17 protein-coding genes are annotated in these 25,331 nt (G+C 68.4%); 7 read left to right on the plus strand and 10 right to left on the minus strand.

The genetic code is table 11. From position 1 onward, the window contains the following. From DU478_RS23030 to DU478_RS20615, 3 genes are all read left to right on the plus strand, one after another. On the plus strand, positions 1-2,222 hold a 2,222-nt coding region (locus DU478_RS23030), incomplete at its 5' end, for an MBG domain-containing protein (protein WP_267897122.1). A 13-nt stretch (positions 2,223-2,235) separates the two neighbouring features. Next, positions 2,236-4,152 (plus strand): caspase family protein, encoded by a 1,917-nt coding sequence (locus DU478_RS20610; protein WP_114512755.1) that lies wholly within the window; start codon positions 2,236-2,238, stop codon positions 4,150-4,152. A 64-nt stretch (positions 4,153-4,216) separates the two neighbouring features. After that, positions 4,217-5,548 carry a GMC family oxidoreductase gene (locus tag DU478_RS20615; RefSeq protein WP_114512756.1) on the plus strand — a complete coding sequence of 444 codons (1,332 nt, stop codon included), beginning with the start codon at positions 4,217-4,219 and terminating at the stop codon, positions 5,546-5,548. A gap of 144 nt (positions 5,549-5,692) precedes the next feature. Here DU478_RS20615 and DU478_RS20620 read toward each other — a convergent pair whose 3' ends face one another. After that, entirely contained in the window at positions 5,693-6,349 is a 657-nt protein-coding gene (locus DU478_RS20620) for an OmpA family protein (protein ID WP_114512757.1), read from the minus strand. A gap of 149 nt (positions 6,350-6,498) precedes the next feature. Here DU478_RS20620 and DU478_RS20625 point away from each other — a divergent pair, with 149 nt between their 5' ends. From DU478_RS20625 to DU478_RS20640, 4 genes are all read left to right on the plus strand, one after another. Further along, positions 6,499-7,257: a PP2C family protein-serine/threonine phosphatase gene (locus tag DU478_RS20625; protein WP_114512758.1), complete on the plus strand. Its 759-nt coding sequence runs from the start codon at positions 6,499-6,501 to the stop codon at positions 7,255-7,257. 3 nt (positions 7,258-7,260) lie between these two features. Next, positions 7,261-8,145, plus strand: coding sequence for a M15 family metallopeptidase (locus DU478_RS20630; RefSeq protein WP_114512759.1), 885 nt, complete (start codon positions 7,261-7,263; stop codon positions 8,143-8,145). Positions 8,146-8,148: 3 nt separating this feature from the next. After that, positions 8,149-10,590, plus strand: a complete 2,442-nt coding sequence (locus tag DU478_RS20635; protein WP_114512760.1) for an ImcF-related family protein — start codon at positions 8,149-8,151, stop codon at positions 10,588-10,590. A gap of 95 nt (positions 10,591-10,685) precedes the next feature. Next, on the plus strand, positions 10,686-13,007 hold the full coding sequence (locus tag DU478_RS20640; RefSeq protein WP_114512761.1) for a type VI secretion system Vgr family protein: 2,322 nt from the start codon (positions 10,686-10,688) through the stop codon (positions 13,005-13,007). Here the strand turns inward: DU478_RS20640 and tagF are convergent. The 9 genes from tagF to tssE are packed head-to-tail and all read right to left on the minus strand — an operon-like array spanning position 12,979 to position 25,328. Further along, entirely contained in the window at positions 12,979-13,488 is a 510-nt protein-coding gene (gene tagF, locus DU478_RS20645; protein ID WP_114512762.1) for a type VI secretion system-associated protein TagF, read from the minus strand. The two genes, DU478_RS20640 and tagF, sit on opposite strands and share 29 nt — an antisense overlap. Before the next feature lie 3 nt (positions 13,489-13,491). Next, a complete protein-coding gene (gene tssM, locus DU478_RS20650; protein WP_114512763.1) occupies positions 13,492-17,031 on the minus strand; it encodes a type VI secretion system membrane subunit TssM in 3,540 nt (1,179 codons plus the stop codon). Between the two features lie 3 nt (positions 17,032-17,034). Next, positions 17,035-18,372 (minus strand): type IVB secretion system protein IcmH/DotU, encoded by a 1,338-nt coding sequence (gene icmH, locus DU478_RS20655; protein ID WP_114512764.1) that lies wholly within the window; start codon positions 18,370-18,372, stop codon positions 17,035-17,037. 4 nt (positions 18,373-18,376) lie between these two features. Next, entirely contained in the window at positions 18,377-19,708 is a 1,332-nt protein-coding gene (gene tssK, locus DU478_RS20660; RefSeq protein WP_114512765.1) for a type VI secretion system baseplate subunit TssK, read from the minus strand. A 21-nt stretch (positions 19,709-19,729) separates the two neighbouring features. After that, entirely contained in the window at positions 19,730-20,182 is a 453-nt protein-coding gene (gene tssJ, locus DU478_RS20665; protein ID WP_114512766.1) for a type VI secretion system lipoprotein TssJ, read from the minus strand. Positions 20,183-20,186: 4 nt separating this feature from the next. Then, on the minus strand, positions 20,187-21,695 hold the full coding sequence (tagH, locus tag DU478_RS20670) for a type VI secretion system-associated FHA domain protein TagH (RefSeq protein WP_114512767.1): 1,509 nt from the start codon (positions 21,693-21,695) through the stop codon (positions 20,187-20,189). Further along, the gene (tssG, locus tag DU478_RS20675) at positions 21,692-22,738 is read right to left on the minus strand and encodes a type VI secretion system baseplate subunit TssG (RefSeq protein WP_114512768.1); all 1,047 of its coding nucleotides are present in this window, start codon (positions 22,736-22,738) and stop codon (positions 21,692-21,694) included. Before tssG ends, tagH begins: the two co-directional genes overlap by 4 nt. Further along, entirely contained in the window at positions 22,702-24,579 is a 1,878-nt protein-coding gene (gene tssF / locus DU478_RS20680) for a type VI secretion system baseplate subunit TssF (protein ID WP_114512769.1), read from the minus strand. The genes tssG and tssF overlap by 37 nt, the downstream gene beginning before the upstream one ends. After that, positions 24,579-25,328: a type VI secretion system baseplate subunit TssE gene (tssE, locus tag DU478_RS20685; protein ID WP_233501495.1), complete on the minus strand. Its 750-nt coding sequence runs from the start codon at positions 25,326-25,328 to the stop codon at positions 24,579-24,581. The genes tssF and tssE overlap by 1 nt, the downstream gene beginning before the upstream one ends. Positions 25,329-25,331 lie beyond the last annotated feature (3 nt).

Genomic DNA, 25,331 nt, shown 5'->3' on the forward strand with positions numbered 1-25,331 from the left:
CCGTCGCCGGATCGCCCTACGCCATCACCGCGGCGGCGGCGGAGGGCACGGGCCTCGGCAACTACGCGATCACCTACGACACCGGCAGCTTCGACGTGACCCCGGCGCCGCTGACGATCACCCCCGACGATCAGAGCAAGACCTACGGCGAGCTCTTCGCCTTCGACGGGACGGAGTTCGTGGCGACGGGTCTGCTGTTCTCCGACGCGGTGACCTCGCTGTCGCTGACCAGCGCCGGGGCGGCAGCCGACGCGCCGGTGGCCGGGTCTCCCTACGCGATCACGGGGTCGGCGGCGGAGGGCTCGGGCCTCGGCAACTACGCGATCACCTACGACACTGGCAGCTTCGACGTGGCCCCGGCGCCGCTGACGATCACGCCGGACGATCAGAGCAAGACCTACGGCGAGCTCTTCACCTTCGACGGGACCGAGTTCGTCGCCACGGGGCTTCTGTTCAGTGACGCGGTGACCTCGCTGGCGCTCACGAGCGCGGGCGCTGCGGCGGATGCGACCGTGGCCGGGTCGCCCTACGCCATCACCGGGTCGGCGGCGGAGGGCACGGGCCTCGGCAACTACGCGATCGCCTACGACACCGGGGCGCTGGACGTGACCCCGGCGCCGCTGACGATCACCCCCGACGATCAGAGCAAGACCTACGGCGAGCTCTTCGCCTTCGACGGGACGGAGTTCGTGGCGACGGGGCTGCTGTTCTCCGACGCGGTGACCTCGCTGGCGCTCACGAGCGCGGGCGCCGCGGCGGATGCGACCGTGGCCGGGTCTCCCTACGCCATCACCGGGTCGGCGGCGGAGGGCACGGGCCTCGGCAACTACGCGATCACCTACGACACCGGCAGCTTCGACGTGACCCCGGCGCCGCTGACGATTACCCCCGACGATCAGAGCAAGACCTACGGCGAGCTCTTCACCTTCGATGGCACCGAGTTCGTGGCGACGGGTCTGCTGTTCTCCGACGCGGTGACCTCGCTGTCGCTGACCAGCGCAGGCGCCGCGGCGGATGCGAGCGTCGCCGGATCGCCTTACGCCATCACCGCGGCTGCGGCGGAGGGCACGGGCCTCGGCAACTACGCGATCACCTACGACACCGGCAGCTTCGACGTGACCCCGGCGCCGCTGACGATCACGCCCGATGACCAGAGCAAGACTTACGGCGAGCTCTTCACCTTCGACGGGACGGAGTTCGTGGCGACGGGTCTGCGCTTGAGCGATACGGTTGTTTCGGTTGACCTGGCCAGCGCCGGGGCGGCAGCCGACGCGCCGGTGGCCGGGTCTCCCTACGCGATTACCGGGGCAGGAGCCGCGGGCACGGGCCTTAACAACTACACGATCACCTACAACACCGGCGACCTCGACGTGGCCCCGGCGCCGCTGACGATCACGCCGGACAATATCAGGAAGGTCTTCGGCGAGCTCTATGTCTTTGACGGGACGGAGTTCACCGCCACCGGCCTGCTGTTCTCGGACGTGGTCACCAGCCTCACGCTGGCCAGCGCGGGGGCGGCGGCGGATGCGCCTGTCGCGGGCAGCCCCTATGCCATCACGGCGAGCAATCCGGTCGGCACGGGTCTCGGGAATTACGTCATTACGCTGAACCCGCCGGCAGCCGACGGCGGGCTGACGGTGACACCGCCGACGCCGGCGCAGGATGTGCCGACCCCCGAGCCGGATATCGGCGCGCCGCCCAACCCCGCGGACGAGCTGGGCCTCATCCTGGCCGGCTTTGGCACCGAGGAGGCCGCTCGGACCCTGAACGCGGTGCTGGGCTTTGCCGCGACGCTCGAAGTGGCGGCGGATGCCTGTTCTCAGAACCTCGCCGATACCGACCGCTACCTCGCCTGCCTGTCGGACGCGCTGGACGATTTCGCCAACGAGCTGGACGCGATCTCGACCCAGCTGCCGCCGGGGATGGAGGACGTGGCCCAGATCGTGCGCACGGCGCGGGTGCGGACCGATGCGGCCCGCGCACGGGCGGCGTCGCGTCTGGCCGGGGCCACCACGGATGCCGAGCGCAGCGCGATCCGTCGCGATGCGCTGAACGAGGCCCGCGCCGCCGTCGGCACCGCGGCGAGCGAGATCCGCAAGGCGATCAGCTTTGCCCGGGCCGAGGACCCGGAGTTGGCGGCGCTGCAGACCGCGACGGTGACAACGGTGGCGGCCGCGGTCGACAGCGTCGGGATCAAGCTGTCGCGGGCCGTCGGGCTGTGATGCGGGGGTCGTGATGTTGCTGCGCTGCCTGGTCATCGTGCTGTCCGTCCTGGTTCTGGGCGGGCAGGCGACGGCCGAGCAGCGGGTGGCGCTGGTAATCGGCAATTCCGAATACCAGCAGTTCGATCCCCTGGAAAATCCGCGCAACGACGCGCTCGACATTTCCGTGGCGCTGCGCGGGCTCGGGTTCGACGTGACGCTGGAAATCGACGTGACCACCGACCGCATGGACGCGGTGCTCGACCGGTTCGGCGCGGCGGCGGAAACCGCCGACGTGGTGCTGTTCTTCTACGCCGGACATGGGTTTCAGGCGGCGGGGCGCAACTACCTCGTGCCCGCCGATGCCGCGATCCGGTCGGCAGAGGACGTGACGACGCAGACTACCGGCCTCGACCGGGTGCTGGCCGCGATGGAGCGGTCGCGGGGCGTCAAGCTGGTGTTGCTCGACGCCTGCCGGGACAACCCCTTTGGTGCCACGTTGGAGGACGCCGGTGTCGGCAGCGGTCTGGCGCGGGTCGGGACCGCGGCGGATTTCCTCTTTGCCTATGCCACGCAGCCCGACAACGTGGCCTATGACGGCACCGGGCGAAATTCCTTCTTTACCGAGGCGGTGCTGCATCACATCTACACCCCTGGCCAGGACATCCAGCAGATGATGATCGGCGTGCGACGCGACGTGCTGGCCGCGACAGGCGGCAAGCAGATCCCGTGGGAAAATTCCTCGCTCACCCGTGCGTTCCAGTTCGACGACAGCCCGCCGTCGATCTCGGAGGAATCGATGCTGTACCAGCTGGCGGTGAACGCGGGAGATCCGCAGCTGCTGACGCTCTACGTCGACCGCTACCCAGAGGGGTCGCATATCGAGGAGGCGGTGGCGTTTCTGCAGACCGGTCCCGAGACGCAGACGCGCTCGCTGGGGCTGGCGGACGATGCCGACCGGCTTTGGGACCTGGCCCGGCGCAGTCGGATGCGGCCGCTGCTCGAGGTCTTTGTCGAGCGTTACCCCGAGGATCCGAATGTCGAGGAAGCGCGGCGCCTGCTGGACGCGATCCCGCGGCCCGAGGACGCCTTGCCGGGCGCGATCTGCCAGCGGCTGGCGACGCATCCGCGCGACGCCACGGCGGACAATCCCGGCGTGCCCTTCGACCGGCTGGCGCAGAATGCGCTGAGCGCGATCCAGGCCTGCAGCGCGGCGGCGGCGCAATCGCCGGAGCTGCCGCATTACGTGGCGCTGCTGGCACGGGCCACGGCGGCGTCGGGCGACCTGCCGCAGGCGGTGCGGCTCTATCGAGATGCGGCGGGGCGGGGCGACCTGCGGGCGATGGTGAGCCTCGCGCAGCTCTACGAGACCGGCACCGGCGTCGCGCCGGACCCTGCGGCGGCGCTGCAACTCTACCGTACGGCCGCCGAGGCGGGCAGCCAGGATGCGATGATCAACCTCGCGATCTCGCTGCTTGAAGGTTCGGGCGGGCCGCAGGAGGTGGAGGATGCCGTGGCGCTGCTGAAACGCGCCTCGGTCGAAGGGTCGTCGAAGGCGACCTACAACCTTGGGGTGCTGGCCCAGGATGGCCGGATCGACACGCCCCGCGACGCGCTCGACTATTTCACCCGCGCTGCCCGCGATGGCGCGCGCGAAGGCTACCTTGCCGCCGCGATCCTTCTGGATGAAGGCCGCGGAGTGGAGCGCGACCCGGACCGGGCCGCGGTCATGCTGTTGCGCGGCGCTGCAGAGGACCGCGGCGACGTGGTGCGTCAGCTGACCGAAAATGCCGACCAGTGGTCGCGAGACACCATCGCCGCGGTGCAGGAGCGGCTGCAGGCGGCAGGCTATTACACCAGCACCATCGACGGGCTGCCGGGGCGGAATTTCAGCGCCGCACTCGCGCAATGGCGCAACGGCGGATTTGTCGCCGAGGTACTGGTCAACTGAGGCGCCTTTTTTAACGTCAGATTCCTATATTGACGTCACAATCGGTAGGGTTTTGCGATTGGCTATGGGCAACGTGTGGCGACGACGGCGCGGGCAAAGCGAGGATTACGACACCTGGGCCCAGCTGGGCGTGCGCGGCTGGGCCTACAGCGATTGTCTGCCGGTGTTCCGGGATCTCGAAAACAACGAGGTTCTGAACGACGCTTATCACGGCTCGGACGGCGACCTGCACGTGTCCGCTCCGCGCAACCGCCACCCGCTCAGCGAGGCCTTCGTGAAGGCGGCGCAGGAGGTGGGCATCCCCTACAACCCCGATTTCAACGGCGCGGTTCAGGAAGGGGTCGGCTTCTACCAGACGACGACCCATAACGGTCGCCGATGGAGCGCCGCCCAGGCCTTTTTGCGCAAGGCGGCAAAGCGGTCCAACCTGACGATCCGCACGGAAACGGTTGTCAGCCGGCTGACCTTTGACGGAACCCGCGCGACCGGCGTGGAACTGGACACCGGGCAGACCATCACGGCAAGGGCCGAGGTCGTGATGTGCGCCGGGGCCTTCGAGACACCGCGTCTGCTGCAGCTGTCCGGCATCGGTAACGCCGACGAGTTGCGCAACCTTGGAATCGAGATGATCTGCGACCTGCCCGGCGTGGGCGAGAACTACCAGGATCACCTTGAATCGACCGTCCAGTGCGAAGTCAACGACCCCATTTCGACCTTTCGGCATGACAAGGGCGTTCGCGCTGTGATGCACATGATGCACTATTTGGCAACGCGCCGCGGCCTGCTGACCTCGAACGTCTGCGAAACCGGCGAATTCATCGACATATCGGGGGGCGGGACTCCCGACATGCAGTTCCATGTGTTGCCCGACATGGTTGCCGGGCTGGACCGTCCGGCGATTGATGCGCATGGCATCTCGATCGGCCGGTGTTTCCTGCGCCCTGCCTCGCCCGGCTCGTACAAGATCAGATCCGCCGATCCCAAGGAACCTGCGGTCTTTGTGAGCGGCGCGCTGACCGATCGGCAGGATGCGGAGATTCTGATGCGCGGGGTCCGGAAATCCATCGAGATCATGGACGCGCCCGCCCTGGCCAGATACATCAAACGCCGGCACCTGCCCGAACCGGGGGTGGAGACCGACGACGCGGCGCTTGAGGAGTACGTCCGCAAGACCGCCAAGACACTCTTTCACCCCTCCTGCACCGTCAAGATGGGGTCCGACACCGATCGGATGGCCTGTCTGGACAGCGAGTTGCGGGTGCGCGGCGTGCAGGGCCTGCGGGTCTGCGACGCTTCGGCCATGCCCGGCCTCGTCAGCGGCAACACCAACGCCCCGGCCATGATGATCGCGGAACGGGACGCGCGTTTCATCCTCGGACAGGACCGGCTGCACTGACCGATCGGACCGGCCACGCGCTATGACAGGGTAACGACACGCGCAACGGAGCGAGCGCCCAACTCGCGGCGCTGATACGGGTAATAGAAATTATGTTAATTCAACGCGCATAATGCCACCCGCACACGACCAAGCCGAAGCGCCTCAGCTCAGTGCCTGGAACTCTACACGGCGGTTCTCATCCGCTCGGGGATTGCCGGCATTGTAGGGGAAGCGTTCGCCCATGCCGACGGTTTCCATCCGTGACGGGTCGATGCCGCATTCCTCGTTCAGGTGGCGGGCGACCTCGCGCGCGCGCAGGATCGACAGGCGCTCGTTGTAGTCCTCCGATCCCGAGGCGTCGGTGTGGCCGACGATGCGGATCAGCTGGATATCGCTTTGCTCAAGAACCTGGCACATGGTGTCGAGCTTCGGCTTTTCCGCGTCCGAGAGCGCGGCGGAGTCAAAGCCGAAGGTGATGTTCAGATTGACCTGAAGCTCGGGGTCGAGCTGGCCGAAGACCATCGGCTGGTCCGGATCCGCCGCGGCCTGGATCGGCCTGTTCGGATCCATCGGTTCTGTTGTCGCCTCGGCAGAGACGGCGACGTTGGGGTCCGCGGATTCGACCGAGACATCCTCGACCGTGACCAGCTTGAGCCCGCGGGTGGCCCCAAGCCCGTTCGAATCCGCCTCGCTGAACACCTGTTTCTGCTTGTTGAACCGCTCGACCAGCTCGTCGACCGAAAGTGGGTCTTCGGCGAGGGCGGGACCCGCGGCCAGCAGGCCGCCAAGCAGGAGGGCAAAGGACAGGGAATGACGCATGGGAGTCACCTTGGTCAAAAAAGAGTTTGTTGCGAACACGCGCTAGGGTATCATCAAACCAGTTTGAAAACAGCCCTTTTCAGAGTGTCTGCATGGCCGAACCGTTCACGATCTGTCGCGTCTCGCGCGGTTTCGGCTGAGGCTCGCGGATGTCTGCCCCGATCACCCGCGTTCCACCGATCTGGCCCATGGCCGCCCCGCAATTCCACGGTGCCGGACTGACCCATGCCGGGCTGGTGCGCGAACGCAACGAGGACTCGATCCTGACCGATCCGTCCGGCGTGCTCTGGGCGGTGGCGGACGGCATGGGTGGCTACGGCCACGGCGACGTCGCCTCGGACATCGTCATCGACCGGCTGTCGCAGGTGGCCGAGGGTACGCTCTCTACCCATGCCCTGCGCAGCCGTCTCATCGAGGCGAACAGCGCGATCCTGGCAAAAGGCGGCGAGCCGGGCATGAACCAGATGGGTTCGACCGTGGTGGCGGCACTGATCCAGAATTCCGTCGCCACCATCGCCTGGGCCGGGGATTGCCGCGCCTACCTTATGCGCCACGGCGCACTGCGGCTGCTGACCCGCGATCATACGGTCGTGCAGGAGATGGTCGAACAGGGGCTGTTGCGCGACACCGCCCGCGAAAGCCACCCCGAAAGCCATGTCGTCACCCGTGCCATCGGGTTCGAACGGGATGTGGAGATCGACATGCTGCAGGTGCCGCTGGTGCCCGGCGACCGGCTGCTGCTGTGCAGCGACGGGCTCACCGCCTGCCTGTCGGACCAGGACATCGGCAGCTACATGCGGGCGGGGACGACGCCGCAGGGCCTGTGCAATGCGCTTGTCGCCGCCGCGCTCGAAGCCGGTGCGCCCGACAACGTGTCGGCGATCTGCGTCTTTGCGACCGGGGGTTAGAGGATGCGCGAAGGTGCCGTGATCGGGCCGATCATCGTGGCCATCGGGCTGGTTGTCGCCGCCATTGCCCTTGCGGTGGTCGGCGCGCTGCTCCAGACCGCCGATGGCAGCACAGAGTTGCGGCTGGAACGGGCCGAGGCCGAGACCGCCCAGCTGCGCAGCCAGATCGACACCCTGCGCACCGAATTGCGCGACGTACAGGCCGAGCTGGACACCCAGGCCGAGGACGTGGCGCTGGCCGCCGCCAACCCGACCTATGCGCCCCCCGCCGCGACGGACCTTGGCGTGACCGCCCCTGTGATCCTGGGCCAGGACGAGGGCGAAGGCGAGGAGCCGCCGGGCACGGAGGCGATGACCGAGGTGATGAAGCTCGCCAAGGAACGGTTCAACAAGGGCATCACCCAGCCGCGCAATTCGGTGATGCTCGAGGTGCTGGGCGCGCCGCGCGAAAGCAAGACGGTCGATTGCAGCGGCGTCACGCAGCCCCGGCTCAAGGCGCAGCTGGAAACACGGCAGGTCGGGCCGATCCGGGTGACGATGCTGAAACCGGCGCTCGAAAGCCTCGAACGGATCATGGCCAAGCTGCAGGCAACGGAACCCGACATCTACGAAGCGCTCGGCACCGCCGGGGCGCTCTGTGCGCGGCTGATCCGGGGGTCGCGGTCGTCCTGGTCGAATCATTCCTGGGGCACGGCGATCGACGTCAAGTTGCAGGGCCGGCTCGACGGGTTCGGCGACGGCGGCACCCAGTTCGGCCTGCTGCTGCTGGCCGAGCTTTTCAACGAGGAAGGCTGGTACTGGGGCGCGACCTACAATCGCGAGGATTCGATGCATTTCGAGGTCGGCGTCGAGACGCTGAAGAAATGGCAGGCCGAGGGCCAGCTGTAGCCCATGGCCCGCGGACCGGACCCTTCCGCGCTGGACCGTGCCGCCGTGCCGGTGCTGGACCTGGTCGAGGATTTCGACCGCCGCAGCCGCGTCGGCGAACATGCGCTACTGGCCGAGGCCGAGGCGGCCCTGGCGCGATTCGAAAAGGACGCCACCCGCGGCGGCGCGCTGTCCACGACGATCAAGCCCGCGCGCTACGGGCTTGCGGTGCTGCTGGACCTGCGCGCGCGGCAGGCCAGGGACGTGTCGCTGGGCACCTGGTCGGTGCTGGCGCAGCGCCAGCTGTTCGAGGGCCGCGACGTGACGCTCGCCCGGATCCGCGATTTCCGCGACACGGCGCAGAAGCAGGGCGCGGACTATGCCGAACTGGAGCGTTTTCTGTCCGGCCTGATTGCCCGCGCCGAGGAAGGGCGCCATGCGCACCGGCCCGTGGCCTCGGGGAACTGGGGTCTGCGGATCGGCGCCTATCTGGTCCTGCTGCTGCTGGTTCTGGCAGGCTATGCCGGATGGCTTGAATACCGGTTCCAGACCCGGCTGGCGGCGGTGTTCGAGCAGGATGCGCTGACCATCGGGCTGGACCGGCCGCAAAGGGCGGCCGAGCTGGTGCCGCGGCTCGACGACCTGCGCGCGGCGGTGCGCCGGGTCACCGCGGCCGAACAGCGCGCGCCGCTGCGCCGGATCGTGACCCTGCCGCTGGTCGACGGCGAGGCGCGGGCGCGGGCCGCCTATGCCGCCGCCGTGCGCCGTCATGTCCCGCCGGCGATCGCGACGGGCATCGAAGACGTCTTGGCGCGCGAGGGCGAGGGGTTGGTGCTCTACGACGCGCTGCGCGCCTGGTCGGTGCTGACCGGGGACGAGGCCTGGAGCCCGGCCTACCTGGCCGGCTGGCTCGAAGACATCGGGCAGGCGGTGGGCCTGGCGGGTTTGCAGTCGCATCTCGGCCCGCTCCAGGGCCCGTCGATAGACATCACCCCCGCCGACACCACCGTCATGGACCAGGCCCGCGTTTTTGCCGCCGAGGTGCCGGAACCGGCCCGCGCCTGGCTTGAACTGCTGCGGGCGGAACGCATGCGCGCCCTGCCCGCATGGGTTCCGACCGAAGAGGTGCCTGGCATCGGCGACGTGCTGCTGCGCCGGTCCGGCGTGGACATCGCGACACCGCTGCCGGGGCTTTTCACCGCCCATGGCTGGACCGAGGCGCGCGACTTCGCCGTCGGCGGCGCGGTGCAGCAGGCCCGTGACCTGGCGCCGCGCATCACCGGCCAGCCCCTGCCCGCGCTGAACCGGTCGCCCGACCTGCTGATGGACCGGCTGCACTCGGAAACCATCGCATTCTGGAAGGACTGGCTGGCCGATCTCCGGGTGCGTCCCTTCGCGCAGCGCGAAACCGCCATCGTCGTGTCGGGTGCGCTGGCACAGCCCGAAAACCCCCTCACGCAGTTGTTGCGGGAAGTCTGGGAGCAGGCCGGCGGCAACGACCGGGCCCGCAGCCACCCGCAGCAACTGGTGCTGGCGCGCGAATTCGGCGCGATGATCCAGTATGTCGAACAGGGTCGGATGGGCGAGATCGCGCGGCTCTTCTCGACCCTCAACGTCGCTCTGGGCGCCATCGACGTCACCCAGGGCCGCGGCACGCAGCGGCTGATGTCGGTGCAGGACCGCGCCCGCTCCATCGCCGCGCTGAAAAGCGCGCCGCGCATCGTGGTGCAGATCGCCGAGGACGTGCTGGCGCAATCCGCCCAGCCCGAAACGCAGGGCAATGCCTCCAATCCCTTGACCCGAAGCTGGCAGCAGGAGGTGTTCCCGATGTGCCAGACCCTGACCTCGGGGCATTACCCGTTCGTGAACGGCCCCGACGCGTCTCCCGCCGAACTAGCCGCGCTGCTGGGACCGCAGGGCGTGCTGACGACCTTCGTTCTGCAGAACGCAGCACCTTTGCTCGACACCGAGCAAAGCCCGTGGCGCTGGAAACCCGAGGCGAGCTTTGCCGGGCTCGCACAAGAAAGCGCCGCCTTTCTCGAACGCGCCGCGCAGGTCTCCGGCGGGCTCTTCGGCCCCGACGGCACCCTGCGTCACGATCTGACACTCGCCGCGCTTGCCGAACGCGGGCAGACCATGGTCGCCATCGGCGGCGCGGCCGAACCGGTGCGCGCCACCGGCGCCCCCGCGACGCTGAGCTGGCCCGGCCCGCAGCCCGACGCCGGGGTCGAGGTCAGCTTTCGCGACGCCGCCGATTCCGCGCGCATCCGGCACACCGGCCCCTGGGGCCTGCTGCGGCTGATGGACGGCCTGCGGCTGCGGCTGCGTGACGACGGCGCACGGGTGCTGCTGGACCTGCGGACGGATTCGGGCCGGGTGTTTCTTGAAATGACCTTTGGTCAGGCGCTCAACCCCGTGTCCGTGCGCCCTGCCCTGCAAGGCTTTGCCTGCCCGCCCGCGCTGTGACGGATTTTTCTGCGCGGCCCGGTAATCCTCGTATATACTGGCGGCATTGAGACTAACCCATTTCCAGCAAGCCCCGGATGGAAGGCGCCCCCGCTATGGCCATTGATTTCAAGTTCGATCGCATTGCCTACCTGGTCACCCCCCTGCCCCTGTTCGACGGCCTTGACGCGATGCTCTTCGCGCACCTGTCGGGCCGCGACGAAGTGAGTCGCTGCTTTCGCTACACCGTGCTGGCTCGCAGCCCCGATCCCAACATCAAGTCGCAGGACCTGCTGGGCCAGAACGTCACCGTCGCTGTGGTGGGAGAACCCGACAGCTTCACGCTGCGGTTTTTCAACGGCATCGTCGACCAGTTCCGGTTCGAGGGCAACGACGACGAGGACATGTTCATGTACCGGCTGGTGCTGCGTCCCAAGCTGTGGATGCTGTCTAAGACCACCGACAACCGAATTTTCCAGGAAGTGTCGGCCATCGATATCGTCAAGCAGTTGTTCGACGAACACGGCGTGACCGATTACCGGCTGGACCTCACCGGCACGCCCGAGCCGCGCGACTATTGCGTGCAATACGGGGAAACCGATCTGGATTTCGTGCAACGGCTGCTCGAAGAAGAAGGCATCTTCTACAGTTTCGTCTTTTCCGAGGACAAGCACGAACTGGTCCTGTCGGACGATCCCATGGCGCTGGACACCCCCGGCGGCTTCGGCGAACTGCGGTTCGAGCCGAATTTCGTGCCGGATCAGGACGGGCTCGGGGTGATCACGAAACTCACCCGGACCGAAAAGATCGTCTCGGGCTCGCACACCCTGACCGACTACAATTTCGAAACGCCCTCCACCGACCTGATCGCCCGGTCCGAGAATCTCATGGGCCACGAGAACGACGGGATGGAGCGGTACACCTATCCCGGCCGGCACGGAACGCAAGGCCTGGGGGAAAAGCTGGCCGGGTTCCGCAACCGGCAGGACCAGGCGCTGGCGCAGCAAATCTGGGCGGAGTCCTCGGCGGCGATGTTCTGCGCCGGCTGCGCCTTCAGCCTCGTCGACTACCCGCGGGACGAAGAGAACATCGACTACATGATCCTGGCGGTCGATTACGACATCTGGGATGGCCAGTATTCCTCCCGCGCGACCCGCAACCGGCCCGAGGGCATCTTTACCAGTTACCGCATGGTGCCGCAGGAGTCGGGCTACTGCCCGCCGCAGATCACGCCGAAGCCGGTGATGAAGGGCCCGCAGACCGCCATCGTCGTGGGCCCCGCCGGCGAAGAGATCTACACCGACGAATATGCCCGCGTGAAAGTGCAGTTCTACTGGGACCGCGAAGGCGGGCACGACGAGAATTCGACCTGTTTCATCCGCGTCTCGTCGGTCTGGGCCGGGTCCGGCTGGGGCTTTATCCAGATCCCGCGCATCGGGCAGGAGGTGATCGTCGACTTCCTCGACGGCGACCCGGATCGGCCGATCATCACCGGGCGGGTCTACAACGCCGAACAGATGCCCCCCTACGCCCTGCCCGGCAACATGACGCAATCGGGGTGGAAGTCCAACAGCTCCAAGGGCGGGGGCGGCTGGAACGAGCTGCGCTTCGAGGATCTGAAAGGGTCGGAAGAGGTCTATTTCCAGGCCGAGAAGGATCACACCGAATGGATCAAGAACAACGAGACCCGCAACATCGACAACGACTTTGCCGAAACCGTCGGCCATGACGCCAAGCAGGACGTCATCAACAACCGCGACGAAACCGTCGGCAACAACAAGACCACGCAGGTCGGCGTCAACCGCGACGTTACCATCGGCAACAACGACACTGAAAGCGTCGGCAACAATCGCTCCCTGACGGTCGGGGTCAACGAGGTTATCTCGGTCGGGTCGAACTCGGACGAAACCATCGGCGCCAACCACAGCCAGACCGTCGGCATCAGCCAGACCATCAGCGTGGGGGCGATGCGGGTCGACACCGTCGGCGCCGCCGAGACCCGCACCGTTGGCGCGGCCCAGGTCAACACCATCGGCGCGGTGCGGCAGATGACCGTCGGTGCCAGCCAGAGCCACGACATCGGCCTCACCGACAGCTGGACGATCGGCGGCGGACAGTCGGTCGAGATCGGCCAGGACCAGGCGACGATGGTCGGCAAGAACTACAGCCTGCAGATCGCCGAGGAAAGCTCGACCACCGTAGGCAAGAACCGGGCGGTCACCGTCGCGGAAGATCAGCGGACCGAGGTCGGCAAGAACATCATCGTCAAGGCCGGCGACAGCATCACCTTCACCTGCGGCAAGGCCAATTTCCAGATGAAGAAGGACGGCACCATCGTGATCGAGGGCAAGGACGTCACGATCAAGGGGTCCGGCAAGATCAACGTGAAGGCCAGCAGCGATGTCACCGTCAAGGGGAGCAAGATCGACCTGAACTGATCTGTGCCAGCACCGGCATCAGCGTGTCGAGCGCGCGCGGCGCGGTGCCGGGCCACCAGAGCGCCGGTGCCTCGGGCAGCTCCGGCCCCTGCCCCGGCGCCGGATCGGGGATCTGCGACAGCGCCGCCAGCAGCGCGTCCGGCCCCATGCCGCGGTCAAGCGCCGCGATGAGGTGCGGCCAGGCGGCATCGGCCCAGCGGTCCGCCGCCGGCTGCGGCGCGTCGCCATGTCCGACGCAGGCGACCAGCGGATAGGCCCGCCCCACCGCATCCAGCCCTGGTTCGATCAGCAGCAGGAAGGCGCCCTTGGCCGTGCGCAGCAGCGCCCGCACGCCGCCTTCGGGCCAGCCCACCGGATCCTGCACCAGCGGCGCGAAATGCAGGGTCAGCCAGCGGTCCAGCACCGGCTGCACGCCCGGCGCCAGCCCCCGCGCCACGAAATCCCCCGCCGCGGGCAGCTTGCCGAACAGGCCGGTCGGCATCCGTCAGAACCCGCGCGGGCAGGTAAAGCCCGAAAACATCGTCAGGTCGAAGGGGTTCTCGACCGAATTGGCGCGCAGGTTGAAGGCGGCGGAATAGCCGCCGGTCGCCAGGCTCAGGCTGAACACCTCGGGCAGCGCCGTCGCGGCCAGCCGGCCCTTGCGAATGAGCCGCAGGATCGCCCAGCTCCCGGTCTCAGAGGTGACTAGTTCCGCGGTGCCGTTCACCGGGGCAAAGCTGAGGGTGATCATGTTGGTGCCGTCCGGCCCCGGCCAGGTCATCGGCGTCGGGCGCGCCGCGGCGTTGAAATAGGTCAGCACCTGGCCATCGACGTTCAGCGTCACGCGGCTGGCATTGCCGGACAGATCCTTGGGTTCGAGCGAAAAGGCCATGACCGGACCGGCCCCGCCGGGAAATAGCGCGTCGCGCATGGCGCGGGCGTTCTCGAAGGGTTGCAGCAGCTTGGCATCGAGCCCGAAATCGGCGCGCCATTTCCAAGGCCGCACGGTGTTGTCGATATAGGGCTGCAGGTGGTCGCTGATAAAGCTGTCCACCAACCCGCCGCTGCCGAAGAGCCGGGCAAAATCCAGCGTGTTGACGTCGATGGCGCTGCTCTGGTCGAACGGGTAGCGCCCCGAGGTGGCAGAGACGCAGAACGGCAGCACGTCGGCGCGCCAGCGGGCGTTGAGCTGCGCGATCACCGCCTCGCGGGTGACGCTGATCGTATCGCCCGCGATGCCGGCGATCCAGCTGTCGATCGGGTCGGGCAGGCTCGCCGCCTCGTTGGCGATGGCACCGGTCAGCTGCGGGAGGCCGCCGCGCGCCAGCAGCGCCGCCTGCGGGTCAGGGCTGGCGGCGACGGTCTGCAATTCGTTCGACAGCGCCGTCAGCGCCGCCACCGCATCGTCCAGAAGCGGCGGCTGGCCATCCACCTCCTGCACCGTGGCACGGATAGGGGCGAAGTGATCGCTGACCGGCGTGCCCGGCGGCGCGGGCGGCGGCCCGCTGTCCTGCGCCCGCGCGATCTTGGCCCCGGTCTTGACCAGCTTGCCGAGCTTGCCCAGTTTCGACACCGCCTTGAGCCCGGCCCTTTCCGCCGCGGCATTGCCTTCGCCGCCCTCGTCCTCGACCCGCGCCAGATGCGTTTCGAAGACCACCGAGTCGAGCAGCCGTTTCAGCGCGCTGTCGACCGAAGCCAGGTCCTTGAGGTTCTGCCGCGCCTGTACCAGGTCGTCGATCGGGGTCAGCCGGATGTCACGCAGGAACCCGTCCCACTGGGCGATGAAGTCGTCATAGTAAAGCTTGAGGATATCCGCCTCGAGCGTGTCAACCGACGCGTCGGAGCTTTCCGAACAGCCCCCGGCAAAGACCGCACGGTCCAGCGTCGCCTGCGCCGCGACCTCGGGCACCAGCGGCAGAACGGCGGTGTGGAACCCGTCATAGGTAAAGGCGCCGGGCAGGCCGATGCGGAGGGTCCGCTCCGACAGGCGCGTCAGGACGCGGGCGCCGTTGGGGCCGGTCTTTTCCGCCGGAATCCAGTCCGGCAGACCCGCGACCGACGGGTCAGAACGCAGGTTGCGATAGGCGCGCACCGCAAGCGGAATGGTGCAGATGCTTTCCAGCGCCGTCGACACCAGCGCCGGGTCCGAGGCGATCTTGTCCTCCTCTCCTGCCATGCGGACCAGCGCCGCCAGCTGGTGATCGACCGACTCGTCCGTGGGAAAGGGATCGATGGGAGCGAATTCCGGCAGCACGGTCTGCCACCAGACCCCGAGGAACGCGGGGTCGTAGGGCGCCTGCCCGGTCAGCATCTGGTAGGATTTCAGCGCGCCCAGCAGGAATTCGGGATCGCGCGAATGGCGCCACATCGTAGCTTCGAGCAGCGCCAGCATGCGCGGTTCGAGGATGTTGCGCAGCGTGTGGTCGTAGGCGATGCGGTTGACCTGCGCGAGTTCGGCCTCGGCGGTCGGCCCCAGCAGGGTGAGCGCGCCGCCCTCGGCCGTGGTGGCGGCGTTCACCGTCTCGTTGGCCGCGTCGAGTGCGAGGTTCAGGTCCAGCGGATCGGTCGGCGCCTGCCGTGCGGCGACGTTGGCAAGCCGTGCCGAGAGGTTGGCCAGCTGCCGTTCCTGTTCGCCCAGGGCGCCGTTGTATCGCAGGAACGAGAACAGGAAGAGCGTCGCCAGAACCACCACAGTCAGCGTCGCCCCGGCCAGCGTGCCGCGCCAGATCCAGCGGCGCCGCTCTTCGGCGCGGGGATCGAAGCGGCCCAGACCGGCCTCGGGAAAGATCAGATCGGTGAGCAGGTTGCGCAGGAAAAAGCTCCGGGTGACGCCATGCGCCCGGCGTTCGGGCAGCGGCGCCGACAGGCCCAGCGACGCGGCGATGCCCGACACCATGCGGTCGATGGGCGAGCCTTCCTGCGTGGCCGAGGTGAAATAGAGGCCGCGCAGCCACGGGCTGTCCTCGTAGCGCGATTCTCCAAAGACCGCCTCGATCAGCACCTTGAGAGGCGCGGTCAGCTGGTCGAGCTGGCCCGGAAACCGGAAGATCTCGGCGCGCTGTTCCAGCGGTACATCCTCCGCGATGCGCGCGGTCATGCGCTCTTCAAGCGCCTCTTGCAGCACCTTCATCTCGCGCTCGACTGTCACGCCGTCCACGCGGTCGGCAGTGCCCAGCGTGGCGCCCCAGACCTGTTCGCGCTCGCGCGCGTTCAGGTCGCCGAAGAAGGATTCGAAGCCCGGCACCAGGTCGACCTTGGTGATCATCAGGTAGACCGGCAGCTTGAGCCCGCTCTCCGCCCGCACTTCGGCCAGGCGCTTGCGGATCTCGCGCCCGTGTTCGCGGATCGACACGTCGTCGCCCGCCAGCTCCTGCACCGACAGCGTCAGGATCACGCCGTTGAGCGCCCGTCGGCCGCGATGCTTGACCAGCAGGTCGATGAAGCCTTTCCATTCGGCGGAATCCACGTCCGGGTCGCTTTGCTGCTGCACATAGCGCCCGGCGGTGTCGATCAGCACCGCGTCCTCGGTGAAGAACCAGTCGCAGTTGCGGGTGCCGCCGATGCCCTTCAGGTCGTCGCCCAGGTCGATGGGGAAATGCAGCCCCGACTGCCGCAGCGCCGTGGTCTTGCCGGTGCCGGGCGGGCCGATGATCACATACCAGGGCATGTCGCGCAGGAACTTGCGGCCGCCCAGTTTCGACCGTTTCATCTGTTCGAGGATGCCCTGGAACTTGGTCTGTACCTCGGCCAGGTTCTCGTCCCCGGGGCGCGCCGCCATCTCGGGCGGCGGGGCGGCCAGCTCCGCGACGAAGGCGCGGTTCGCGCGGGCCGCGCGCATTGCCCGGACCAGCATCGACACCAGCCACAGGATGATGATCACCCCGATCACCACGATCCGCGTCAGGTCCCCGGCCAGCGGCGCCGCGTCGCCGACGCTGATCAGCGGCCCGTAGAACCAGATCAGCACGCAGAGGATGGTGATGCCGATCAGGGTCCAGAGGAACCGCGAGAACAGGAAGCCGAGGATCTTCTTCAGAAAGGACATCGTTCAGACCTTTTTCTGCAGGATGATTTCGACCCGGCGGTTGCGCGCGCGGCCCTCGCGCGTGCCGTTGTCCGCAATCGGCTCGGTCGCGGCCTTGCCTTCGGAGGTGACGAGCCCCGCCGGCACGCCGGCCGCGACCAGCATGTCGGCGATGGTCTTGGCGCGCGCCTCGGACAGACCCTGGTTGGACCGGAACGGGTTCGAGGTCTGCACCGGGATGCTGTCGGTGTGGCCCACGACCTTGACCGCGCCGATGAAGTCGATGTTGTCGCGGATCACCTGCGCGACGCTGGCCACCAGCGGGCCGTAGCCGTCGTTGAGATCGGCCTTGGACGACCGGAACACCTCGGGATTGGTGGCCTGCATGACGACCACGGCAATCGACACGTCTTCGCGCCCCGTCAGCGCCTTCGCGGTGTTCTCGGGCGCCGCCTCGGCAAAGAGCGGCAGCAGTTCAAAGACCAGCGGATCGGCGGTCAGCTGCGGCGCCTCGACGGTTTCGATCACCGGGCGGAAGATGTCGGCGCGCTCCGGAGGCGGCAGCACCGAGGCGAGGGTAAAGAGCTGCTCGCCCCGGTTCGACAGCTGGATCGACAGCCCGACATAGACGGCGGTGATCAGTGCCAGCGCCATCAGGCCGATGGACCACAGCGGCACGATGAAGCGGCGTTCGTCATCCGTCGCCTCGACGCCTTTCCAGTTCGGCGCCAGCGGCGCCTCGGCCTGGTCGCGGTCGTGCAGCAGCCGGTTCATCTGCACCCGCATCTGCGCAATCGCCGCCTCGCCCGACCCGCCGTTGATCCGATACTTGCCGCGGAACCCCAGCGACAGGCACAGGAACACCAGCTCCAGCAGTTGCGGGTCGCGTTCGGGATAGCGGATCAGGTCCTCGGCCAGGTCGAAGAACCGCTCGCCCGCGTCGACATTGCCGTACATCGACACCACAAGCGGCATCCGGGGCCAGCCGGAATGCCCGCCCCAAGGCGTGTTCAGCGCGATGTCGTCCAGCAGCGCGCCCACGAACCACGCGCCCTGGTCGGCCCGCGATAGCGGCACCCCGGCGGACACGGCGGAATCGCGGGCATGGGTCAGGCTTTCCAGCAGGCGGGTGCGCAGCACGTCCGGGTTGTCGGGCGCGGTGGCCCGCTCGAGCTCGGGCGCCATGCCCAGGAGCGCGGCATAGGCGTTGACCAGAGGGTTATCGCTGGCGCGCGAGATCCGCACCGGCGCCACCGGCGCGGCCCCGGCCTGGCGCTGCGCGGGCTGGGCGCTGCGGCGCACCGGCCGGATGCGGGTGCGCCCGGCGTCGTTCTCAAGGCCAAAGGGATCGTCTGCGCTCATGTCATCACCGGCTCACCGCGTAACAGTCGATCTGGGGTTCCCGCTCGAGGTTCCCCGCCACCCCCAGCACGAAGCCCGGCGCATCCGCCAGCGCCGCCCAGTGCTCGGACGTGCGGTCCAGTTCCAGGCACAGCCGGTCGCCGTCGTAGGGGATCTCGCGCGGCTGGCTGTTCAGCGGCTTGAGCGGGATACCGGTCAGCCGCGATTTCCAGAGCGAGTCGAAGGCATCCGCCGCTCCAACCGTGGCCTGATCGACGAAAATCTTGCGCAGCAGCTTTTCCGAGATGTCGCCGCCCACGCGCAGCACGATGCGGCTGCTGGCGATGATCTCGGGGTTGTCGATGCGCACGGTCCAGATGTTCTCGGAATGGCGCGACACCCGCAGCGCACGGCTCTTGGGCTCCACGTGCCGCAGCGACAGCACCAGCGACCGCAGCGTGTCCGCCAGCGCCTGGAAGCTCAGCTGAGGATCGGTGTGATCGTAGTCCGGCAGATCGCCCAGGCGGCGCGCCGAGGCGCCAAAGGTGGCCATCCGCCCGGCCAGCCCCGCCAGTTCCTGGTACAGTGCCGAAGGGTGATCGTTGAGCTGCGCCCCCATATGCGCCAGCCGCGGCCGCGCGGCATTGGCCAGCTCCAGGATCAGCAGGTTCTCCATGGAGGCACCTGTACCGCCCAGCACCATGGCCCCATGCGCATCGGCGATGCGGTCGAGCCCGGTCACCATCTCCTTCAGGAGCTGGCCGTACCAGTCCACCGCACCGATGTTGAGCGCCGGCGGGATGAAGTCCTTGTCGAGCGCCACCGCCCCCTCGGCGGTCAGCCCCTCGATCCGGGCAACCGGCAGGGTGCTGTAGCCCGCGACCTCGTCGCCGGGCAGCAGCAGCTTGGGGGCAAGCGCGGCGACCTCGATCTCGGTCGGTTCGGCGCCGCCGCGGATGATGTCTCGCACTTCGATCACCGTACCGCGATAGCGGGTGCCGCTGGGGTCGGCATGGGCCGGGTCGATCTGCGCGCCGCTGCCCGCCGTGGGCAGCGCGAGGTAGACATGCCCCGCGCCGGACTTGGCGCTGACCGGCACCGACGCCACCGACTCCGTGTCGCCGGGCACCGCGAAGAAGGTGCCGTCGGGCAGCACGCCCTCGGCCACCGCCACGGCGACCTGTCCTTCCTCCAGGGCGATCGTGTCCAGCTCCAGCTTCGTAAAGCCGAAGGCATGGCGCGGCAGGGCCCCCAGGACCTGGCGGATCAGCCAGTCCGTGTGCCGGTCCTGCTGTTGCAGATGCTGGGTCCGAAGGAACAGCCCCTCGGACCAGACCACCTTGTTCCTGTCAGTCATGTTCGTCCTTCTGACGTGGTCTCAGACCGCGGCAAGCGACAGCCCGCCCGATCCGACCGTGATGAGAAGCCCCTGGCTAGCGCCGGGCGCTGGGATCTTGTCGCGCACCGTGCGTCCGGTGGGGCTGATGAAGCCGCCGACCACGCCGATCATGCTGGTCGAGGGCTGGATGGTGATGGCGCGGCTCGCCGATCCGCCGGGGGCCAGGACCAGTTGGTCGGCCTTGACGAGGTCGCTACCCAGCGCGCCGGACGGGTCCTGCAGGGCAAAGTAGTCGGCGGCGTCGAAGGCGCCCGAGCCGGACAGCTGCAGGATCGACAGGGTCACCGGGCGGTCGCCGCCGCCCGAGCCGCGGTTCATGCCGGGCTGGGCGCGGGCGGTGACCGTCAGGACCGTCGGTTCCTCCGGCCCGCAACCGGCCAGCGCGAGGCCTGCGGCAGAAGTCAGCAGAAAGGTACGGCGTGGAAAAATCATCGTCTCAACTCCCTTTGTTTTCATAGGCATCTCTGAAATCGGCCCCGACATCTCCAAGGAACTGCTTTTCGGCCGATTGCGCAATGTCGCGGTAGCGGTCTTCGTAGATCTGCCACAACTTCGCCTTGCGGCCCCCTGCGGCGAGGGATTCGAGCAGGCCGACGTCGGCCATCTCCTTTTCGATCTCCGCCGGGTCGAACTTGTCGACCATGCGCCGCAGCGCGATCTGCAGGGCGCTCCAGGTTCGGACCTGGTGGTCGGCCAGGTCGCGAAAGGCCGCCGGCACCGCCTGGTCGGGGGCGAGGTAGCCGCGCCCCCGCGGACGGATCAGCGCCGCAAGCGCGTCCTCGGGTGTGGCAAGGAACTTGAGAGGGTTCACATCGGCATTGGCGATGATGGTCTGGGCCACGCGGACCTTCTGCTTTTCCTGCGCACGGGTGCGCAACAGCAGCATCACCCCCTCGACGAGGTCGTGCAGGCACTGCCCGAGATGCGCCATTTCGGCGGCGGGATCCTCGGGCCGGGGCAGGCTTTCGGGGTCCAGACCCATGCCGCGCAGCAGTGCGTCGCGCAGGTCGCCGTCCTCGGCGGAGAGGGGCCGCGGCGCCGGTTTGGGCGCGGCCGCGTGGGCTGGCAGCACTTCCGGTTCGGGTTCGGGTTCGGGCGGCGCCGATTCCGGCAAGGGTTCGGGCGGCACCGGCGCGGGGTCCGGCGCCTCGAAAAGCGGCGCGTCGAACAGCGGTTTCTCCGCAGCAGGCGGCTCTTCCGGAGCCTCGGCGGGTAGTGGCCTCTCCGCGACCGGCTCGACCTTCCAGCTGTCGAAAATGTCCTTCTTGACCGGCGGCGCCTCGGGCTCGGGTTCCGGCGCGCGCGGTCTGGCCGCCTCCTCCTCTCGTGGCGTCGACGTGTCGAAATATCCGCCGCGCGACGGGCGGTCCGGCGCGGACTCGGACTCTTGCGATTGCGGGCGGCGCAGGTCGAGCCCGAACGGATCGGCCTGGTCCAGCGGTCGCGGGTTGCGCGCCACTTCCTTGTGCCGCTCGTCGGGTTTGCCGTCGCTGCGCAGGCCGAACGGGTCCGGCAGGTTCGCCGGGCGCGGCGCCACCGGCTCGGGCGGCGGGGCGGGCGGTTCGTCGGCAAAGAAGCCGCCGCGCGCCGCCGGGCCCGGTTTCGGTGCCTCCGTCCCAGGCGCTGCCCCCCGCGCGGCTTCGACGCGCAGCACGAAATCGCCCATGTGCAGCCGCATCCCCGGCTCTACCGGCACGGATTTGCCGGTGCCCACCGGGCTGGAGGCATTGTCGATGAAAAGCCCGCCGGACGAGGCATCGGTCACCATGATGCGCCCGCCCTCCTCGCTCAGGATGCAGTGGCGGCGCGAGACATAGGCGCTCGGATCGTCGAGCTGCCAGTCGGCATCGTCGCCACGCCCGATGCTGAGCTGGCCGCCGGTGAACAGGTGTTCCGACACCGCCTGCGGCCCCGGCGCGGATTCGATGACAAGGCGCAGGGTCATGCGGCACTCCTTTCCGGCGGTCGTTCGGTGACATTGGCAAAGCTCAGGTCGTCGGCATCGCGCGCCGGATCGGGGTTGAGCCAGGTGGTGCGGCCCAGCTGGCAGGACCCAAGCCGCGCCGCGGGCACTTCGTCGGCGGCCAGGATCAGCCTCAGGCCGAAGGCGATATCCTTTCCGGCGGCAAAGACCAGCGCCTGCCGCAGCCGGTCCCGCGCGGCGGTGTCATCCAGAAAAGCGGTAAACTCCGCCAGCGTCAGCGGCCCCACCCGCAGTTCCGCATGGGCCTGCCGGTCGAAGACCCGGCCGCCGACCACGGCACCGGTGCCGAGACCGGCGTGCTGCATCCCCAACCGGCTTTGCAGGTGCTCCGGCAGGTCGATCCAGACACCCAGGTATTCCGTCAGCGCCACCGGCACGCCCAGCACCGTCTCCAGGAACGCGGTCAGCCGTTCGGGGCTGCGCGCCTCGAGCGCCAGCGACGTGGCATGGCGCAGTTTCGCCCCGTCGAGCCGTACGTCCCCGGTCGTGGTCCCCGGCAGCCCCAGCCCGGCGAGAGAGCGCATCATCGCCGTGACCCGCCCGCCGTCGCCATGGGCGATATGGACCTCGGGCCGGGCGTCGGCCCAGGCCCGCCAGTAGAGCGCGATCATCCGGTGCTGCAGCATGTTGACGAAGTCGAGGAAGGAGGTGTCCGCGCTCGCCCCCTGGCTGTCTCCGGCGAACCAGCGGTTCGACAGGCGCTGCATGATCCAGCGCGTCATATGCAGAGGCATCGGGCCTTCCGGTCCGATCAGGCCCAGCACGTTGACGTTGATCTGCGGCGGCGCCTCGGCCGCGCCGGGCGTGACCTCGGCGACATCGCTGGCGGCGAAGGCCATGCGCGCGCTCTGGCCCAGACGCGCCGGTTCGCGCCCGGCTCCGCCCGCCCGGCCAAAGCGCAGCTCGGCGGTTTCGAGCTGGCGCAGCAGCTCGAAAAAATCCATGCCCGCGACTGCCGAGGGGTCGGTCAGATCAGGGCGCGTGTTCCGGGCGTCATCGGCCATCGAACCTCCGTCTGGGCCTGGGTGAGCTGTGTGCGGGTGCAGACAAACGAATTGATCGCGGAATGGCGCGCAAAGAGCCGCGCCAGAAGCGCCGAGAGCAGCAGCGCCGAGCCGCCGGACAGCAGCCCTTCGTTGATGTCGAGCGTGATTTCCGTGCCATGGCCAAAACACAGCGGCCCCGGCACTTGCAGCCGTTCGACCACCGGACGCGACCGCAGCCGCACGAGCGAAGCGCCGTGCCGCGCCAGCGCCGGGTCGCCGCGGTCGGCGTAGAGCTTGATGAGGGCGCGCAGCGGCTCGGCGCCAGCCTCGTCCCCGGCGAGCGAGATGTGGTTCAGCGACAGCTGCGAGATCCAGCGCCAGGTCAGGTCGTCGATGCGCCGCTCGTCCGTCGCACCCGAAGGCAGGCTGGCGCGCAGGCTGGCGCGCGGGCGTTTCACCGGCGACAGCAGCGTCACGGTCTGCACCGGATCGCCAGAGTCCAGCGTCAGCACCGGCATGTCGTCGAGGATCGGCAGGTCGCGGTTGGTGCAAAGTGCGCGCACGTCCAACCGCCGCAGCGGCGCCGCGGCACGCCGCTGGCTGGGTCGGCCCACAGAGATGTAGAAGTCGTCGCCGACATAGCTGCTGCGGGTCTGGCCGCGCCGGACCTCTTCGGTGTCGGGGCGGCGCGGACGGCGGTCGGCGGAATAGACATGGCCGCTGTCGGCCTGCGCTTCGGTCGAGAAGAGCGGCGTCACCCGCGCCTGCGGGCCCTCGTTTTCGGCATCTTCGACCCGCAACAGGCGGTAGATCTCAAAATCCCGCGGGCGGGTGCGGTCGGCCTGAACGATATGCGCGGCGCGGTTGGCGCGCAGTTCGACGATGTTGCATTCGTGCTCGAACAAGTTGACCACCGGCGTCACGAAGAGCTGAAAGTCGGCGGCCGAGATGCTGGTCAGCTCGGGCCGTTCGCGGTCCAGCAGCACCACCAGTTCGACGTCATGGGTGCCGCTGGCGCGGATCACCGGCGACAACCCGTCGAGCCGCAGGAAATAGAACCGCTCGGGCATCAGGAAGTATTCCCGGAGCAGGCGGTAGCCTTCGAAGGACGACCGGACCCGCGGCAGCAGCGCCTCGGCATCGTCGATGCCGACCATGGCGGGCGCGCCGACCCGCCGGAATCGGGTGGTTGCGTCGGCCGGCCGCGCCACCGCCCCGGCGCCGAAACCGAACACCGCGTCGAAGATCGTACCACCACGGGTGCCGGCCCCGAAGTAGAGGTCGAGCCGGTCCAGCGACAGGTCCGCCAACGATCCCGCGCCCTGCCGCTTCAGCGCGATGCGAATGCCCGCCGCGGCCCCGCGCGCGGCGGGCTCTCCGACGCCGGCCTGCGCCAGCGCGCCCTTGTCCTGCAGATAGCCGACCGCGCCGATCTGTACCGGCCAGAGGTGAACGGGCTGCGCGGTCGTGTAGGTGCAGCGGGTCTGCTGCCCTTCGCGCAGGCCCGACATCATCCGCGTGCCGCGCTTCATCACGTGGCCGTCGAACATGCGCTGTACCTGCGGCCCGGGCGTCATCGCCGCCATGGTCATCGCGGGCGCCGGGCCGGCAAGGTCGGGATACAGCGTGTCGATCAGGTTGCGGGTATAGCGGCTGGCCTCGCCATCGACCTTGAGCCGGGTCCGCGCGGCCAGAAAGGCGACGCCCTCCAGCAATCGCTCCACGTAAGGGTCCGGACAGGGGATCGCATCCATCGACAGGTTGCGCGCGACATTGGGATGCAGCGCCGCGAATTCCTGCGCAAGCGAGCGGATATGCGACAGCTCCTCTTCGTAATATTCGAGAAACGCCTGGTCCATCAGCGCACCTCCAGCGCGGTCATGGCCTGACCGTTGTCGAGGTCGATGCTGGTCGACAGGCGCAGCCGCTCGGGCACCGGCGACAGCAGCAGGACCCCGTCGATGTCGATGCGCAGCCCGGTCTTTTCGCCGCTGCGCACGCGCACCTTGACGCTCTCCTTCTTCAACCGCGGCTCGTAGATGTTCAGCACCGCCTTGATCTCGCGGGCAAGATCGTCCTTGTCGAAATCCGATCCCATGCGCCCGGAAAAGGACGGCACGCCGTAGTTGAGCACTGAGGCGCGCACCTCGGGGAAGTCGGCCAGCTGGCTGGTCGGGTCCGGGTGGTCCAGGGCTTCGCGGTCGCTGAGCAGGAACTTCGCCTCCATACGTTCGATGTTGAACAGCATTTCGATGTCGCGGCGCACCGCCTCGCGCAGCACGTCGGCGGTCACGATCACGCCGCTCTCCTCGAGCCTGCGGCGCCGCGTGGTAAGCTGCACCACCCGATGCGCCAGCTGCCGCGTGTCGGGCGACAGATCCTCGCGCCGTTCGATGGCACGAGCGCCGCCCGCGATGAGCGCGGCGGCGTCCTCTTCGGCATCGGCCCGGTCGCTGCCGGCCTCGGCCATGATCTCGGTCACCAGATCGCGGCGCAGCGCGTCGGATTCGGCGACCAGACCCGGCAGGTCGTCGACCAGCCTGTCCCAGAGAGACGGCTGGACGGCTTCCTGCCGGGACACGGAGGGGGCATTGGTGCGGTCAGTCACAGA

The organism is Thalassococcus profundi (assembly GCF_003344785.1).
GTDB classification, from domain to species: Bacteria; Pseudomonadota; Alphaproteobacteria; order Rhodobacterales; family Rhodobacteraceae; genus Puniceibacterium; species Puniceibacterium profundi.